This window comes from Streptomyces sp. NPDC053673 (assembly GCF_055585225.1).
In genome coordinates, this window is record NZ_JBVJKN010000063.1 from 1 (window position 1) to 19636 (window position 19636).

Sequence of the window (19636 nt, forward strand, 5' to 3'; positions counted from 1 at the left end):
GAGCCGACGCCGCACGTGGACTGGTCGGCGGGTGACATTGCTTTGCTGACCGAGCAGGTGGCGTGGCCGCAGACCGGCCGGCCGCGCCGGGCGGGCATCTCGTCGTTCGGTGTGAGCGGGACGAACGCCCACACGATCCTGGAACAGGCCCCGCCCGCCCAGGAGACCGACACGCCCGGACGGTCGCGCCGGCCCGGCATCGTGCCTTGGGCGCTGTCGGCGAAGAGCGAGGTGGCGCTGCGCGTACAGGCCGAGCGGCTGCGGGCGCGTGTCGTATCCGATCCACTTCTGGAGCCGGCCGATGTGGCTTACTCCCTGACGACATCGCGAGCTGCTCTTGATCGACGCGCAGTGGTCGTCGCGGGGGAGCGGGAGGAATTCCTGGCTGCCCTGAAGGCGCTGGCCGCAGGGGAAGAGACGCCGGGGCTCGTCCAGGGTACGGCTGCTGACGGCGGCCTGGCGTTCCTGTTCACGGGGCAGGGGAGTCAGCGGCTGGGGATGGGCCGTGAGTTGTATGAGACCTATCCGGTGTTCGCGGATGCGCTGGACGCGGTGTGCGCCCACCTGGACGTCCACCTCGAACTTCCCTTGAAGGACATGCTGTTCGCGTCCGAAGGCGATCTGCTCGACCAGACGGCCTACACCCAGCCTGCCCTCTTCGCGGTGGAGGTGGCGTTGTTCCGGCTGGTGGAGTCGTGGGGGCTGAGGCCGGACTTTCTTTCCGGGCACTCGGTCGGTGAGATCGCGGCTGCGCATGTGGCAGGTGTGCTGTCCCTGGAGGACGCTGCTCACCTGGTCTCTGCCCGCGGTCGGTTGATGCAGGCGCTGCCGACGGATGGCGTGATGATCGCGGTACAGGCTTCGGAGGACGAGGTCCTGCCGCTGCTGACCGACCGGGTGAGCATCGCGGCGATCAACGGCCCGCAGTCCGTGGTGGTCGCCGGAGACCAGGACGCGGCGGTGGCGATCGCCGAGAGCTTCGAGGCGCAGGGCCGTAAGACGAAGCAGCTCGTCGTCAGTCATGCGTTCCATTCGCCGCACATGGACGGCATGCTCGCCGACTTCCGCAAGGTCGCCGAGGGCCTGTCGTACAACACCCCCCGTATCCCCTTCGTCTCCAACCTGACCGGTGCCCCGGTCACCGACGAGATGACGTCGGCCGACTTCTGGGTCCGCCATGTCCGCGAGACGGTCCGCTTCCTGGACGGCATCCGCGCCCTGGAGACCGCTGGAGTCACCACGTACCTCGAACTCGGCCCGGACGGTGTCCTCTCGGCGATGGCCCAGGACTGCGTGAACGGTGACGCGAATGTCACCTTCGCGCCGATGCTGCGCAAGGGACGCCCCGAGCCCGAGACCGCGACCACCGCCCTCGCACAGGCCCATGTCCACGGCATCGCGGTCAACTGGCCGGCGTACTTCGCCGGCACCGGCGCCCAGCGCATCGACCTGCCCACCTACGCCTTCCAGCGCAAGCGCTACTGGCTGGAGGAAGCCGCCGGTGCGGCGGCCGTCGAGGCCGTCGGCGACTCCTCCCCCGCGGCGGTGGACGCGCAGTTCTGGGAGGCCGTCGACAACGCCGACCTTGCCGCGCTCACCGCCACCCTCGACATCGACGCGGACCAGCCGCTGAGCGCCCTGCTGCCGGCGCTGTCCGCATGGCGGCGGCAGCGGCAGGAGCAGTCCGTCGTCGACGGCTGGCGCTACGCCGTCACGTGGAAGCCGATGGCCGATCCGGTCGTCGCCCGGCCGTCGGGGACCTGGCTCGTGGTGACCCCCGCGACCGAAGCGGGCGGTGGTCTCCCCGCGGTCTCGGGCGCCCTGGAGGCGCAGGGCGTGGACGTACGGCACATCGTCCTGCCGGAGGCCGAGTTGAACCGTGCGGCGCTCGCCGGACGGCTCCGTGAGACCGTAGGGGACCGCCAGGTCGACGGCGTACTGTCCCTGCTGGCGTCCGCCGAGGACCCGCACCCGGCCCACGCGGCGGTGCCCGCCGGGCTGCTTCTCACGGGAGTCCTCGTACAGGCGCTCGGCGATGCGGGCATCGAAGCCCCGCTGTGGTGTGTCACGGCCGGAGCCGTGGCGACCGCTCCGTCGGACCGGGTCAGGAGCGCCGCGCAGGCGCAGGTCTGGGGCTTCGGCCGGGTCGTCGCCCTGGAACATCCCGACCGCTGGGGCGGGCTCGTGGACCTGCCCGGCACGGTGGACGAGCGGGCCCTCGACCGGCTGCTCGCCGTGCTCGCGGGCGCCGGGGAAGAGGACCAGATCGCGATACGCTCCGCGGGCCTCCTGGCCCGCCGCATCGGGCACGCCTCTGGGCACGCCTCTCCGGCGACGCACGGTGTGGCAACCGGCGGCGACAGCGCGGCGGACCGTTCGCCCTGGCGCCCGCGCGGCACCGTCCTCATCACCGGCGGCACGGGTGCGCTCGGTGGACACGTCGCCCGCTGGCTCGCGGCACACGGTGCGGAGCACCTGGTCCTGGTCAGCCGGCGGGGGCCGCAAGCGCCCGGCGCGGACTCCCTGGTCGCGGAGATCACCGCGCTGGGCGCGCGGGCCACGGCCGTGGCGTGCGACGTGACCGACCGGGCCGCTGTCTCCGAGCTGCTCACACAACTGCGCGAGGACCTCACCGACGGTACGCCCGGAACCGGCCTCTCCGCCGTCTTCCACACGGCGGGCGTCGGCCAGGTGGCGCCGCTCGCCGAGACCGGCCCCGGCGACATCGCCGATGTCGTCGCCGCCAAGGTCGCAGGAGCCGCACACCTCGACGAGCTGCTCGGCACCACCGAGTTGGACGCCTTCGTGCTCTTCTCCTCGATCGCGGGAGTGTGGGGCAGCGGCCACCAGGCCGCGTACGCGGCGGCCAACGCCCACCTCGACGCCCTGGCGCAGCAGCGCCGCTCCCGTGGGCTGAGGGCCACCTCGGTGGCCTGGGGCCCCTGGGGCGAGGGCGGTCTTGCCGCCGACGACGAGGCGGTGGAGCAGCTGCGCCGCCGCGGACTTCCCGTGATGGCGCCGGAGTTGTCCATCGCTGCGCTCCAGCAGGCGCTGGACGAGGACGACGCGACGGTGACGGTGGCCGACGTCGACTGGGACCTGTTTGTCCCAGCCTTCACCGCGGCCCGGCCACGTCCCCTGATCGGCGACCTCCCCGAGGTGCGTCGCACACTCGCCGCCGAGCAGGACGGCGCCGGCACGGCGGCCGAGGAGGCGGCGAGCCTCGAAGCCGAGTTGCGGGGCGTGACCGGGCCCGAGGCGGAGCGGATGGTGCTCAACCTGGTCCGGGCTCAGGTCGCCGTCGTCCTCGGGCACGACGGGGCGGCAACGGTCGAAGCCGGCCGCGCCTTCAAGGAGCTGGGCTTCGACTCGCTCACCGCGGTCGAACTGCGCAACCGCCTGGGTGCCACCACCGGACTGCGCCTGCCGGCCAGCCTCGTCTTCGACTACCCGACCCCGGCCGCGCTGGCCGCCCACATCCGGGCGGAGCTCCTCGGCGAGGACACCGCGGCGCAACTCCCGGCACTCGCGGAGATCGACAAGCTGGAATTCCTTCTCTCGTCGGTCCCCGGGGACACCACCGAACGCGTCCGCGTCACCGCACGCCTCGAAGAGCTCCTGGCGAACTGGAACAGGGCAGAACGAGCGGCCATCGGAGAGGACGAAGAACTCGAAATCGAATCGGCGTCCGCCGACGACCTCTTCGACATCATCAACAACGAATTCGGAAAATCCTGATCAGATGACCGTTCTGATGACCGATCCGATGTCCGCAAGCATTCCGCGATTCCCCAGGGGGTGACGTTCCAGTGGCCAGCGCGAACGAAGAAAAGCTTCTCGAAAACCTGAAGTGGATGACCACGGAGCTGCGTCGGGCCCGCCGCCGCCTCCAGGAGGCCGAGGCGGACGCCCGGGAACCGATCGCGATCGTCGCGATGAGCTGCCGGTTCCCGGGCGGGGTGACGTCCCCTGAAGAACTGTGGCGACTGGTCGCCGAGGGCGGCGACGCCATCACCGGATTCCCCGCCGACCGGGGCTGGGACATCGAGACGCTCGCCGACCCGGACCCCGACCGTAAGGGCGCCTTCTACAACACCGGCGGTGGATTCCTCGACGGGGCCACCGCATTCGACCCCGGATTCTTCGGGATATCGCCGCGCGAAGCACTCGCGATGGATCCGCAGCAGCGCCAGCTCCTGGAAACCTCGTGGGAGGTGTTCGAGCGCGCGGGTATCGACCCCATGGCGGTACGGGGCAGCCGCACCGGTGTCTACGTCGGCGCGAGCGCCATGGGCTACGGAGCCGACCTGCGTGAGGTCCCGGCAGGACTCGAAGGGCTGCTGCTGACGGGCGGCGCCACCAGTGTCCTGTCCGGCCGGGTCAGTTACGTCTTCGGCCTGGAGGGCCCCGCCGCCACCGTCGACACGGCCTGCTCGTCCTCTCTTTTCGCCCTGCACCTCGCCACCCAGGCGCTGCGTCAGCGAGAGTGCTCGCTCGCCCTGGTCGGCGGCGTGTGTGTGATGCCCAACCTCGATGTGTTCGTCGAGTTCAGCCGCCAGCGCGGCTTGTCGCCCGACGGGCGCTGCAAGTCCTTCGCCGGGTCCGCCGACGGCACCGGCTGGTCCGAGGGCGTGGGCGTCCTCCTCGTGGAGCGTCTGTCCGACGCCCGCCGCAACGGCCACCCCGTCCTCGCCGTCGTACGCGGCTCCGCCGTCAACCAGGACGGCGCCAGCAACGGGCTCACCGCCCCGAACGGCCCCTCCCAGCAGCGTGTCATCCGCCAGGCCCTGGAAAGCGCCCGGCTGTCCGCCGCCGAGGTCGATGCCGTCGAGGCACACGGCACGGGCACCACCCTCGGCGACCCGATCGAAGCGCAGGCACTGCTCGCCACCTACGGCCAGGACCGCCCCGCCGGCCGGCCGCTGCGCCTCGGCTCGCTCAAATCCAACATCGGCCACACGCAGGCCGCCGCCGGTGTCGCAGGCATCATCAAGATGGTCATGGCCATGCGCCACGGCGTGCTGCCCAAGTCGCTGCACATCGACGAGCCCACCACCGACGTCGACTGGTCGACGGGCGAAGTCGCCCTGCTCACCGAGTCGATGCCCTGGCCGGAGACCGGCGCACCGCGCCGCGCGGCCATCTCCGCGTTCGGTGTGAGCGGAACCAATGCCCACACCATCATCGAGCAGGCCCCGGAGCCCGATGAGGAGGAGGCGCCGACGGCACCCGCATCACCGGCCGTCGTCCCGACTGCTCTGCCATGGACGCTCTCGGGCAGGACCGCCGACGCGCTGCGTGCCCAGGCCGCTCGCCTGCTCGCCACCCACGACCAGGGCGGGACCACCGGCCGCCCCCTCGACATCGGCTACTCGCTCGCCACCAGCCGCGGCGCCCTGGAGCATCGCGCCGTGCTGCTCGGCAGCACCGAGGACGACTTCCGAACTGCCCTGACCGCGCTTGCGGAGGGGACGGAGACCGGCAGCCTGGTCACGGGCACGGTGACGGAGGGCAAGACGGCGTTCCTGTTCACGGGGCAGGGGAGCCAGCGGCTCGGGATGGGCCGTGAGCTGTACGAGACGTATCCGGTCTTCGCGCAGGCGCTGGACGCGGTCTGCGCACACCTGGACCTCCACCTCGAACTGCCTCTGAAGGATGTCCTGTTCGGGACGGACGCAGAGGCGCTCAACCGCACCTCCTGTACCCAGCCGGCGTTGTTCGCTGTCGAGGTTGCGCTGTTCCGGCTGCTGGAGAGCTGGGGCGTGACGCCGGACTACCTGGCCGGGCACTCCATCGGTGAGATCGCCGCCGCGCATGTGGCCGGGGTGCTGTCCCTGGAGAACGCGTGTGAACTGGTGGCCGCTCGCGGCCGGTTGATGCAGTCGCTGCCCTCCGGTGGCGTAATGATCGCGATCCAGGCATCCGAGGCCGAAGTGGCTCCGCTGCTCACCGACCGGGTGAGCATTGCAGCGATCAACGGCCCCCGGTCTGTCGTCATTGCGGGCGACGAGGACGCGGCCACGGTGATCGTCGAGAACCTCAAGGACCGCAAGTCCAAGCGCCTTACCGTCAGCCACGCCTTTCACTCGCCGCTCATGGACGACATGCTCGCCGATTTCCGCAAGCTGGCGGAGGGCCTGTCGTACAACACCCCGCGCATTCCTGTCGTCTCAAACCTCACCGGAGCCCTGGTCACCGACGAGATGGGTTCAGCCGACTTCTGGGTCCGGCACGTCCGTGAAGCCGTACGGTTCCTCGACGGCATACGCGCCCTGGAGAACGCCGAGGTCACCACGTACATCGAACTCGGCCCGGACGGCGTGCTCTCGGCGATGGCCCAGGAGTGCGTGACCGGTCATGCGGACGCCGTCTTCGCCCCCGTACTCCGCGCCGGTCGGCCCGAGGCCGAAGCGCTGACCACCGCCCTGGCACACGCGCACGTCCACGGTGTGCCCCTGGACTGGCAGGCGTACTACTCCGGCACCGGCGCCCAGCGGGTCGAGTTGCCGACCTACGCCTTCCAGCACGAGCGCTTCTGGCTGGAGCCCGGGGCCACCGGGGCCGGGGACGTGAACGAGGCGGGTCTCGATCCGGCCGCGCACCCGCTGCTCGGCGCGGCCGTCACCCTTGCCGACTCCGACAGTGTGCTGTTCACCGGCAGGCTCTCCCTTCGGGCTCAGCCCTGGCTCGCCGACCACACCGTGGCCGGAACCGCCGTGCTGCCCGGCGCGGCCCTCGTCGAACTGGCCGTGCGCGCCGGGGACCGGACCGACTGCGCGCACCTCGACGTGATGAACCTCGACGCCCCGCTGACACTGCCCGCCGAAGGTGCCGTACGGCTCCAAGTCCTCGTCGACGGGCCCGATGCCGAGGGCCGCCGTCCCTTCACCGTCTCCTCCCGCTCGGAAACCGCCCCGGCGGACACCCCCTGGGTCCGTCACGCCCATGGCGTTCTCGCCCGCACCGCCCCGGCCGCGTCCTTCGAGCTGGCGCAGTGGCCGCCCGCCGGGGCCGAACCGGTGGACATCACGGACCTGTACGCGCATGGCATCGATGCAACCCGTGCAGCCGATGCACAGGACGTGCGCGATCCGCAGCGCGGCCCGCTCTTCCGGGCCGTGCAGGCCGTCTGGCGGCGAGACGGCGACCTGTTCGCCGAGGTACGTCTCCCCGAAGGCGGCCCGGAACCAACGGACTTCGGACTGCATCCGGCGCTGCTGGACGCCGCCGTGCACGTGGCAGCGCTCGCCGACTCGGGTGCCGGACTCGGCTCCTGGTCGGACATGACCCTGCACGCGGTGGGCGCCGGTGCCCTGCGCGTACGGATATCCGCCGGACCCGACGGGGCCATCGCGCTGGCACTCGCCGACGACCTGGGCGAGCCCGTGGCCACCGTGGGCGGCCTGACCCCGCGCCCGTTCGAGGCGGGCACATCCGGTGCAGTACCAGCAACGCACCACGACTCGCTGTACCAGCTCGACTGGGTGTCGCTGCCGGTCGCCGACGGAACAGGCACGTCGACCGACCGCTGGGCGGTCCTGGGCTCCGGCAGGTTCGGACCGGCCGCCCCGTACGCGGACACGGCCACCTCGTTCGCGGACCTGGCCGCGCTCGGCAAGGCGGTCGACGAGGGAGCGCCCGTACCCGCCTACGTCTTCGCACCCCTCGCAGGGCAGGAAGCGGCGAAGGGGACCGAGGCCCTGCGCGAAGCAACCGACCGCGCGCTCGACCTGGTCCGGTCCTGGTCGGCGGACGAGCGGTTCGCGGACTCCCGGCTCGTCGTCATGACCCGGGGCGCGGTCGCCGCGCCCGGCGAGGACATCGAGGACCTTCCGCAAGCCGCCGTCTGGGGCCTGGTGCGCTCTGCGGAGACGGAGAACCCCGGACGCTTCGTCCTCGCCGACCTCGACGAGGCCGCGGCGGACGCCGCGGAAGCGATCCTGGCCGCCGCCCTCGCCACCGGAGAGCCCGAACTGCTGCTGCGCGGCACAGCCGTACACGTACCCCGGCTGACCCGGAGCCGTACGGACGCGCACGTCGCGGCCCCGGCACTCGACCCGAACGGCACAGTCCTGATCACCGGCGGCTCCGGCACGCTCGCCGGGATCGTCGCCCGCCACCTGGCCGGCGTGCACGGGGCACGCCACCTGCTGCTCCTCAGCCGCCGCGGCGCCGAAGCCCCCGGCGCTGCCGAACGCACCGCGGAGCTCGCACAGCTGGGCGCCGACGTCACCTGGGCCGCCTGCGACGCCGCCGACCGGGACGCCCTGGCCGCTGTTCTGTCCGCCGTCCCGGCCGAGCACCCCCTCACGGCGGTCGTCCACACGGCGGGCGTTCTCGACGACGGCGTGATCGACTCCCTCACCCCGGAACGACTGGACACGGTGCTGCGGCCGAAGGCCGACGCCGCCCTGCACCTGCACGAACTCACCCGGGGCCTGCCGCTGACGGCCTTCGTCCTCTTCTCCGCGATCGCCGGCACCCTCGGCAGCGCGGGGCAGGCCGGCTACGCGGCGGCCAACGTCTTCCTGGACGCGCTCGCCCAGCACCGCCACGCCCAGGGGCTGCCCGCCACCTCGCTCGCCTGGGGCCTGTGGGCCGACACCAGCGGGATGACCGGCGGCCTCGACGAGGCTCAGCTGCGCCGCATGGAGCAGCACGGCATGGGCGCCCTCTCCGCCGCCGAGGGCATGGACCTGTTCGACGCGGCCCTCCGCGCCGACCGACCCGACCTCGTCCCGGCCCGCCTGAACCTGGCCGCGCTGCGCAGCGTCGCGGGGCCCGGCCCGGTCGCCCCGGTGTTCCGGGCACTCCTCGGCACCGGCGGCCGCCGGACCGCGAGCACCCGCACCGACGGCGGCACCCCACTGGCCGAGCGGCTGCTCCGCCTCACGAGTCACGAACAGGACCGGGCGCTGCTCGATCTCGTACGTACTCAGGTCGCATCCGTACTCGGCCACACGTCGGCCGAACAGGTCGAGCCCACCCGGGCGTTCAAGGACCTCGGCTTCGACTCGCTGACCGCCGTCGAGCTGCGAAACCGGCTGGGCGCCGCCACCGGCCTGCGCCTGGCGACGACCCTCGTCTTCGACTACCCGTCGCCCACCGCGCTTGCCCGGCAGTTGCGCGTCGAACTCCTCGGCGACCCGGACGAAGCAGCCGCCGACCCGCTCGCCGTCCCCTCGGGCGCCGGCCTCGCCGACGACCCGATCGCGATCGTTGCCATGAGCTGCCGCTACCCGGGAGGCGTCCGCACCCCCGAGGACCTGTGGCAGCTCGTCGAGACCGGCAAAGACGCGATCTCCGGCCTGCCCGGAAACCGAGGCTGGGACACCGACGAGCTGTACGCAGGCGATGACGGACGCACTTTCGAGGGCGGCTTCCTGTACGACGCCGACACCTTCGACGCCGACTTCTTCGGGATCTCGCCGCGCGAGGCACTCGCCATGGACCCCCAGCAGCGGCTGCTGCTCGAAACGTCCTGGGAGGTGATCGAGCGGGCGGGCATCGACGCCTCGTCGCTGCGCGGCAGCCGGGCCGGAGTCTTCGTCGGGGCTGCCTACAGCGGATACGACGCCCATCTGGAGCAGTCCGGCGCGGACGCAGTCCTCGGCCATGTGATGACCGGCAACGCGGGCAGCGTCATGTCCGGCCGGGTCTCCTACGCCCTGGGCCTGGAGGGCCCGGCGGTGACTGTCGACACGGCGTGCTCGTCGTCGTTGGTCGCCCTGCACTGGGCCGTTCAGGCGCTGCGCAACGGCGAGTGCTCGCTGGCCCTGGCCGGTGGTGTGACGGTGATGTCCACGCCGGGCACGTTCAGCGAGTTCAGCCGGCAGGGCGGCCTCTCGCCCGACGGGCGCTGCAAAGCGTTCGCGGCGGCGGCTGACGGTACGGGCTGGGGTGAGGGTGTCGGCATGCTGCTGGTCGAGCGGCTGTCGGACGCTCGCCGCAACGGTCACCCGGTACTGGCGGTGGTCCGGGGCTCGGCGATCAATCAGGACGGTGCGAGCAACGGGCTCACGGCTCCGAACGGCCCGTCCCAGCAGCGGGTGATCCGCGCCGCTCTGGCGAGTGCGGGTCTGTCGGCCGCTGATGTGGATGTGGTGGAGGCGCACGGTACGGGTACGAAGCTCGGTGACCCGATCGAGGCGCAGGCACTTCTCGCGACGTACGGGCAGGACCGGCCGGAGGACCGGCCGCTGCTGCTCGGCTCGGTCAAGTCGAACATCGGTCACACGCAGGCCGCCGCCGGTGTCGCGGGGATCATCAAGATGGTCATGGCTATGCAGCACGGGGTGCTGCCGCAGACCCTGCACGTGGACGAGCCGACCCCGCACGTCGACTGGACGGCCGGTGACATCGCCCTGCTGACCGAGGCCGCGCAGTGGCCGGCCACCGAGCGGCCGTGGCGAGCCGGTGTGTCATCCTTCGGCATCAGCGGCACCAATGCTCACACGATCATCGAGCAGGCCCCGGAGACCGTCGCCGTCTCCGAGCCGCGGCCACTGCCCGTCACCAAGGCGCCCGGCACCCTGCCGTACGTCCTGTCGGCCAAGAACGCGGACGCTCTCCGCGCCCAGGCCGGACAGCTCCTGTCGGTGGTCGTGGCCGCCGGCAGTCCCCGATCGGCCGATCTGGCCTACTCGCTGGCGTCGGGTCGGGCGGGCCTCGACCACCGGGCGGCGATCCTGTCCGACGACTACGAGGGCCTGAAGCGGGCGCTCGCGGCACTGGCTGCGGGGAAGCAGGCGCCGGGGCTGGTGCAGGGGGCGGCGGCCGGTGGCGGCCTGGCGTTCCTGTTCACGGGGCAGGGGAGTCAGCGGCTGGGCATGGGCCGGGAGCTGCACGAGGCCTATCCGGTGTTCGCGGATGCGCTGGACGCGGTCAGTGCTCATCTCGATGTTCACCTCGAAGTGCCGTTGAAGGATGTGCTGTTCTCTGCGGAAGGTGACCTGCTGGACCAGACGGCATATACGCAGCCTGCCCTCTTCGCGGTGGAGGTGGCGCTGTTCCGGCTGGTGGAGTCGTGGGGGCTGAGGCCGGACTTCCTGGCGGGTCATTCGATCGGTGAGATCTCCGCTGCGCATGTGGCGGGCGTCCTGTCCCTTGAGGATGCATGTGAACTGGTCGCCGCCCGCGGCCGCCTGATGCAGGCGCTGCCGACCGATGGCGTGATGATCGCGGTACAGGCTTCGGAGGACGAGGTTCTTCCGCTGCTGTCCGACCGGGTGAGCATCGCGGCGATCAACGGCCCGCAGTCGGTCGTCATCGCGGGTGACGAGGACGCGGCGGTGGCGATCGCCGAGAGCTTCGAGGCGCAGGGCCGTAAGACGAAGCAGCTCGTCGTCAGTCATGCGTTCCACTCGCCGCACATGGACAGCATGCTCGCCGACTTCCGCAAGGTCGCCGAGAGCCTGTCGTACAACACCCCCCGCATACCCATCGTCTCCAACCTGACCGGAGCGGTGGTGTCGGACGAGATGGGCGCGGCGGACTTCTGGGTCCGCCATGTCCGCGAGACGGTCCGCTTCCTGGACGGCATCCGCGCCCTGGAGACGGCCGGAGTCACGACGTACCTCGAACTCGGCCCGGACGGTGTCCTCTCGGCGATGGCCCAGGACTGCCTGAACGGTGACGCGAATGTCACCTTCGCGCCGATGCTGCGCAAGGGACGCCCCGAGCCCGAGACCGCGGCCACCGCCCTGGCGCAGGCCCATGTCCACGGCATCGCGGTCGACTGGCCGGCGTACTTCTCCGGCACCGGCGCCCAGCGCATCGACCTGCCCACCTACGCCTTCCAGCGCAAGCGCTACTGGCCCGAGCCCGTCGCCCCGCGTCCTGCCGTTGCCGTCGAGGGAAGCGAGGTGGACGCACGCTTCTGGGAGGCGGTCGATCGGGCCGATCTGGGTTCGCTCGCCGATGAGTTGGAGATCGACGGGGACCAGCCGCTCAGCGCCGTGCTGCCCGCCCTGTCGCTGTGGCGGCGCGACCAGCAGGCGCAGTCGCAGGCGGACGCCCGCCGCTACCGGATCGCCTGGCAGCCCTGGTCCGGGGCCGACCGGGCCGATGGGGGCACCCCCACCGGTACCTGGCTGGTGGCCGTGCCGGCGCCGTACGCGGACGATCCCTGGGTCCGCGCGCTGACCGACCGGATCGAGGCGGGCGGCGCCCGGCTCGTACCGCTCGTCCTCGACACCGCGGACAGTGACCCCGCCGTACTGACCGCGCGCGTGGAGGAGGTGCTGCGCGAGACGGCGGCCGACGGCCCGCTCGCCGGTGTCCTGTCCCTGGTCGCGCTGGACGAGCGGCCGCACCCCGAGCACCCCGGCGTTCCCGTCGGCCTGGCGCTCGGTTCCGCGCTCGCCGACGCGCTGACAGAAGATGCCCGAGACGCCGTCGCTCCGCTGTGGTGTGTCACACGCGACGCCGTCGCGGCCATCGCGGCCGACGAAGTCGGCGGCGCCGCACAGGCGCAGGTCTGGGGCCTCGGCCGGGTCGTCGCCCTGGAGCACCCCGAACACTGGGGCGGACTCGTCGACCTGCCTGTGGTGTGCGACGACCGTGTGCTGTCCGGACTGATGGCGGTGCTCGCCGGAGCGGGTGACGAGGACCAGCTGGCGATCCGTACCTCCGGAACGCTCGTACGACGGCTGGAGCGGGCCGCGTCTGCGGCGCGGGCCGCGGCCTGGACACCGCGCGGCACCGTGCTCATCACCGGTGGCACCGGCGCGCTCGGGCGTCACATGGCGCGGTGGCTCGCCGAGCGCGGTGCCGAACGGCTCGTACTCGTCAGCCGCCGGGGCGCCGACGCGCCCGGCGCGGCCGAGATCGAGACGGAACTGTCCGCGCTCGGCGCCGACGTGACCCTGGCGGCCTGCGACGTCGCCGACCGGACCGCGCTCGAAGCGCTCGTCGCGCGGCTGGCCGCCGACGGCACCCCGGTACGCGCAGTCGTGCACGCCGCCGGTGTCTCGCAGCCGCCCGGTACCGGCACGGACCTGCCCGGATTCGCCCACGTCGTGGCCGCGAAGACAGCCGGGGCCATCCACCTCGACGCCCTCTTCGACGCGCCGGACTCCCTGGACGCATTCATCCTCTTCTCCTCCATCGCCGGTGTGTGGGGCAGCGGTGGCCAGGGCGCATACGCAGCGGCCAACGCCTTCCTCGACACGCTCGCCGAGCGGCGCGCGGCCCGCGGTCTCCCCGCCACCGCGATCGCCTGGGGCCCGTGGGCTGACGGCGGCATGGCAGCCGAAGGCGACGCGGAGGAGCAGCTGCGCCGCCGCGGACTGCCGCTCATGGACCCGGCGAAGAACCTCCTGGCGCTGGAACGCGCAGTCGGAGGCCGGGACGCGGCGCTGACCGTCGCCGACGTGGACTGGGCACGCTTCGCGCCTGTGTTCGCCGCGGCGCGGCCCCGCCCGCTCATCGGAGATCTGCCCGAGGTACACGACGCATTGCGGGGCGGCACGACGGCCACCGAAGGCACCACTACCGACGCCTCGCCCGCCGTACTGCAGGGGCTCTCGGAGCTCACCGGGGACGACCGGGAGGCGGCCTTGCTGGAACTCGTACGCGAGCACGCGGCAACCGCCCTCGGGCATGCCTCCGCCGACGCGGTCGCAGCCGACCGGGCGTTCAAGGACCTCGGCTTCGACTCACTGACCGCCGTCGAACTGCGCAATCGCCTGGGCACCGCGTGCGGTCTGCGGCTGCCGTCCAGCCTGGTGTTCGACTACCCCAACCCGCAGGCCCTGACCCGGCATCTGCTGCACACCCTCTTCCCCGAGCCGACCGGCCCCCTTGCCGCCCAGGCCGTGGACACCGACCCGCAGGAGGCGGAGCTGCGCCGGACGCTGGCGACCATCCCGCTGGGCCGGATCCGCGAAGCCGGACTGCTGGACACGCTGCTCCGGCTCGCCGGCCCGGACAACCACGCCACCACCACGAGCTCCGCCGACGACGGGGAGTCCATCGACACCATGGACCTCCAGGACCTCCTCGACCTGGCCCTCGACGGCCGCGGCTACCTCGACGGGCTCGGCGGGCCCGACAGCAGCGACACCAACGACAGCAACCGATCCTGACGTGCCCGAAGTGCGGAGTAACTGATGACAACCCCCAACGAAAAAGTCGTTGAAGCGCTGCGGGCCTCCCTGAAGGAAACCGAGTGGCTGCGCCGCCGGAACCAGGAGCTCACCGACGCCTCGCGCGAACCGATCGCGATCGTCGGTATGAGCTGCCGCTTCCCGGGCGGCGTCAGCTCGCCCGAGGAGCTGTGGAGACTCGTCGAGAGCGGTGGCGACGCCATCTCGGGCTTCCCCGCCAACCGCGGCTGGGACATCGAGACGCTGTACGACCCCGACCCGGACCACGAAGGCACCAGCTACGCCCGCGACGGCGGCTTCCTCCACGACGCCGCCGACTTCGACGCCGCGTTCTTCGGGATCTCGCCGCGCGAGGCCCTGGCCATGGACCCGCAGCAGCGGCTGCTCCTGGAGACCACCTGGGAGGTCTTCGAGCGCGCCGGGATCGACCCCGCGTCGCTGCGCGGCAGCCGGGCCGGCGTCTTCGTCGGCGCGTCCGCCAACTCCTACGGTGCCGGCTCGCACGAACTCCCGGACGGAGTGGAGGGCCATCTCCTCACCGGCACCGCCTCCAGCGTGGTCTCCGGCCGCCTGGCCTACGTCTTCGGGCTGGAGGGCCCCGCCGCCACCATTGACACGGCCTGCTCGTCCTCCTCCGTCGCTTTGCACATGGCCGTCCAGGCGCTGCGTCAGGGTGAGTGCTCGCTTGCGCTGGCGGCGGGCGTCACCGTGCTCGCGGGCCCGGACGTCTTCGTCGAGTTCAGCCGCCAGCGCGGGCTGTCGCCCGACGGGCGCTGCAAGTCCTTCGCCGAGGCCGCGGACGGCACCGGCTGGTCCGAGGCTGTCGGCGTCCTGCTGGTGGAGCGTCTCTCGGACGCCCGCCGCAACGGCCACCAGGTGCTCGCGGTCGTACGCGGCTCCGCCGTCAACCAGGACGGTGCCAGCAACGGGCTCACCGCCCCGAACGGCCCGGCCCAGCAGCGGGTCATCCGACAGGCCCTGGAGAGTGCCCGGCTGACTCCCGCGGACATCGACGCGGTCGAGGCGCACGGCACCGGCACCACCCTCGGCGACCCGATCGAGGCGCAGGCACTGCTCGCCACGTACGGCCAGGAGCGCCCCGCAGACCAGCCGCTGTGGCTCGGCTCCCTGAAGTCGAACATCGGCCACACCCAGAACGCGGCAGGTGTCGCGGGCATCATCAAGATGGTCATGGCGATGCGGCACGGCGTACTGCCGCAGACCCTGCACGTCGACGCGCCGACCTCACACGTCGACTGGGCCACGGGCGGTGTCTCGCTGCTGACCCAGGCGGTGGAGTGGCCGGAGACGGGCCACCCGCGTCGGGTCGGCGTCTCCGCCTTCGGGGTCAGCGGCACCAACGTGCACACGATCATCGAGCAGGCCCCGGAGCCCGAGGAGACACCCGCGCCCGAGGCCGCCGTGCCGACGCGGGTGCTGCCGTGGCTCCTCTCGGCGAAGGGCCAGGACGCTCTGCGCGACCAGGCACGTCGGCTGCACAGGCACGCCGAAGAGCACCCCGAACTGCGGCCGGTCGACATCGCCCGGTCGCTGGCGGTCGGGCGGGCGTCGTTCGACGACCGTGCTGCGGTGGTGGCCGACAGCCGCGAGGGTCTGCTGGCGGGGCTCGCTGCGCTGGCCGAAGGCGGTTCGGCGGCGGGCCTGGTCAAGGACTCGACGGTAGCCGGGAAGCTGGCGTTCCTGTTCACCGGGCAGGGGAGTCAGCGGCTGGGCATGGGCCGTGAGCTGTACGAGGCGTATCCCGTGTTCGCGGATACTCTTGATGAGGTGTGCGTGCACCTGGACGCCCACCTCGAAGTGCCGCTGAAGGATGTGCTGTTCGGGTCCGAGGCGGACGTGCTCGACCGGACGGAGTTCACCCAGCCCGCGCTCTTCGCCGTCGAAGTGGCGCTGTTCCGACTGGTCGAGTCCTGGGGTGTGAAGCCGGACTTCCTGGCCGGTCACTCGATCGGCGAGATCGCCGCCGCCCATGTGGCGGGCGTCCTGTCCCTCCAGGGCGCATGCGAACTGGTCGCTGCGCGTGGCCGGTTGATGCAGGCGTTGCCGACGGGTGGCGTGATGATCGCGGTGCAGGCCTCGGAGGGCGAAGTGCTCCCACTGCTCACCGACGGCGTGAGCATTGCCGCAGTCAACGGCCCGCAGTCGGTCGTGGTCGCCGGCGACGAGGACGCCGCTGTCGTGATCACGGAGTCCCTCAGGGCGCAGGGCCGTAAGACGAAGCGGCTCGTCGTCAGTCATGCGTTCCACTCGCCGCACATGGACGGCATGCTGGAGGACTTCCGTGAGGTTGCGGAAGGGCTGTCGTACGAGTCCCCGCGCATCCCGGTCGTGTCGAACCTGACCGGTGCGGTGGTCTCGGACGAGATGGGCTCGGCCGACTTCTGGGTGCGGCATGTGCGTGAGGCGGTCCGGTTCCTGGACGGCATCCGCGCCCTCGAGGCCGCGGGCGTCACCACGTACCTCGAACTCGGCCCCGGGGGCGTGCTCTCCGCCCTCGCGCAGGAGTGCGTCACCGACGCGGCCGCTTTCGTCCCCGTCCTCCGTAACGGCCGCCCCGAGCTCGAGACCACCGTCGCAGCCGTCGCGCAGGCCCACGCCCGCGGCATCGCCGTCGACTGGCCGGCGTACTTCTCCGGCACCGGGGCCCAGCGCGTCGACCTGCCCACGTACGCCTTCCAGCGGCAGCGCTACTGGATCGAGCCGGGCCCCGGAGCCGCAGACGTGCGCGCCGCCGGGCTTGAGTCGGCCGGGCATCCGCTGCTGGGTGCGACGGTGGCACTCGCCGACTCCGACGGTTTCCTCTTCACGGGACGGCTCGGTCTGGACAGCCACCCCTGGCTCGCCGACCACGCGGTCATGGACACCGTCCTGCTGCCCGGTACGGCCTTCGTCGAGCTGGCCGTGCGCGCCGGTGACCAGGTCGGCTGCAATGCGGTGGAAGAGCTGACGCTCCAGGCGCCGCTGGTGCTGCCCGAGCGCGGCGGCGTACAGGTGCAGATCCATGTGGGCGCGCCGGACTCCGACGGTACGGGTCGGCGGACGTTCACGCTCTCGTCCCGTACGCAGGACGACGCGGACGACGAACCGTGGATCCGGCACGCCGAGGGTGTACTGGTCCAGGGCGCGACGCGGCCGGACTTCGAGCTGGCCCAGTGGCCTCCGGCAGGCGCCGAGACGATCCCGACCGAGAGCCTGTACGCGGACCTCGCCGAGGTCGGCATGGGGTACGGGCCGGTGTTCCGCGGCCTCACCGCCGCGTGGCGGCACGGCGAGAGCGTCTACGCCGAAGTCGCCATGCCCGAGGAACACACTTCCGCGGCACGTGACTTCGGGCTGCACCCCGCCCTGCTCGACGCGGCGTTGCACACGCTGGGCCTCGGCGTGCTCGGCGGCACCGACGGTGAAGGGCGGCTCCCCTTCTCCTGGAGCGGAGTGACGCTGCACGCGGCCGGTGCCGAAGCGCTGCGCGTGCACCTCGCCCCGGCCGGTGCCAACGCCGTGCGCCTGGAGGTCGCGGACGTCTCCGGTGCTCCGGTCGCCACCGTCGACTCGCTCGTCCTGCGTACCGTCTCGGCCGAGCAGGTGCAGGCTGCGCGCACCGCGTACCACGAGTCGGTGTTCCGGACCGAGTGGACCGTGCTGCCGACGGGCTCCGACTCCGCTGCCACGCACGGCCGTTGGGCCGTGCTGGGCGATGCGGACACCGTCGCGTCCCTGGCGGGCACGCTGCCCGGCGAGGTCACGGCTTACGCCGACCTGGCCGGGCTCGCGGCGGCCGTCGAGGCCGGAGCGTCCGCACCGGACGTCGTGTTCGCAGGCTACGGCCCGGCCACCGAGACAGCGGCCCAGGCCGTGCACACGGCCGCCCACGACGCCCTAGCCCTCGCCCGGACCTGGTGCGGCGACGAGCCTTTCGCGGGGGAGCCCTTCGCCGCCACCCGTCTGGTCGTCGTCACCAGGGGCGCCGTCGCGGCCGGTGAGGACGGCAGGGTCACCGACCCCGTACACGCGGCCGTCTGGGGCCTGCTGCGCTCGGCGCAGTCCGAGCACCCCGACCGGCTGCTGCTGGTCGACACCGACGGAATCAACGCCTCCGCACGCGCGCTGCCCGCCGCGCTCGCCGTCGGCGAGCCGCAACTCGCCCTGCGCGCGGGCGCCGTGCACGCTCCGCGGCTCGCCAGGGTTGCCAGGGCCGCCAGGGAAGAGGACGCCCCGACCACGGAGTACCCGCCCGGGTCGACCGTTCTGATCACCGGCGCGGGCGGCATGCTGGGCGGCCTGATCGCCCGGCGGCTCGTCGCCGAGCACGGCGTACGGCACCTGCTGCTCGTGGGTCGCCGGGGCGGCACCAACCCCGAGGCCGAACGCCTCGGCGCCGAACTGGCCGAGGCGGGCGCGACGGTGACTTGGGCGGCGTGCGACGTCGCCGACCGGGACGCGCTGGCGGCGGTACTGGCAGACATCCCCGCCGAGCACCCGCTCGGCGCGGTCGTCCACACCGCCGGTGTGCTCGACGACGGTGTGCTCTCGTCCCTCACACCCGAGCGGCTCTCCGCCGTGCTGCGGCCCAAGGTCGACGCCGCCCTCAACCTGCACGAGCTGACCCGGGACCTCGACCTCTCCGCCTTCGTCCTCTTCTCCTCCATCGGCGGTGTCTTCGGCGGCCCGGGACAGGGCAACTACGCGGCCGCCAACGTCTTCCTGGACGCCCTGGCCCAGTACCGCCGGTCGCAGGGTCTGGCCGCCACCTCGCTGGCCTGGGCCCTGTGGGCCGACAGCGCGGGCATGGCCGGCGGCCTCGACGAGGCCGACATCAGCCGCATGCGGCGCGCGGGCCTGCCCCCGCTCTCCTCGGCGGAGGGCCTGGAGCTGTTCGACCTCGCACACCGCATCGACGAGGCGGCGCCGGTCCTGATGCGCGCCGACCTCACCGCCCTGCGCACCCAGGCGCAGGCCGGCACCATGTCACCGCTGCTGCGGGGTCTCGTACGGGTTCCCGCACGCCGCACCGCGAACGGCGCGGCCGGAGCCGGAGGCGAGTCCGGGCTGCGGCAGCGTCTGGCCGCGCTCTCCCCGGCCGAACAGGACCGGACCCTGCTCGACCTCGTCCGCAGGCAGGTCGCCACGGCACTCGGCTACCCCGGACCGGCCGCCGTCGAGCCGGGCCGCTCGTTCAAGGAGCTGGGGTTCGACTCGCTGACGGCCGTCGAACTGCGCAACCTGCTCGGCGACGCCACCGGCCGGCGCCTGCCGGCCACCCTCGTCTTCGACTACCCGACGGCGGCCACGCTCGCCGGGTACCTGCGCGAGGAACTCATCGGCGACCTGACGGACGGGACGACCGGTGCGGTGAGCGGGGTCGGCACGGCCCTCTCACCGGTCCGGTCCACAGCGGCCGAGGACGACGACCCGATCGCGATCGTGGCGATGAGCTGCCGTTTCCCCGGCGGTATCGAGTCTCCCGAAGACCTTTGGCAGCTCCTTGCCGCGGGGCGTGACGGCATCAC

General features: G+C 72.3%; 3 protein-coding genes. All 3 read left to right on the plus strand.

Annotation, left to right across the window (positions count from 1 at the left end):
• Positions 1 to 3738: SDR family NAD(P)-dependent oxidoreductase (locus ACZ6ZQ_RS37845; protein WP_469773081.1), on the plus strand; the 3738-nt coding region annotated here is incomplete at its 5' end.
• A 71-nt stretch (positions 3739 to 3809) separates the two neighbouring features.
• On the plus strand, positions 3810 to 14087 hold the full coding sequence (locus ACZ6ZQ_RS37850) for a type I polyketide synthase (RefSeq protein ID WP_469773082.1): 10278 nt from the start codon (positions 3810 to 3812) through the stop codon (positions 14085 to 14087).
• Positions 14088 to 14111: 24 nt separating this feature from the next.
• On the plus strand, positions 14112 to 19636 hold a 5525-nt coding region (locus ACZ6ZQ_RS37855), incomplete at its 3' end, for a type I polyketide synthase (protein WP_469773083.1).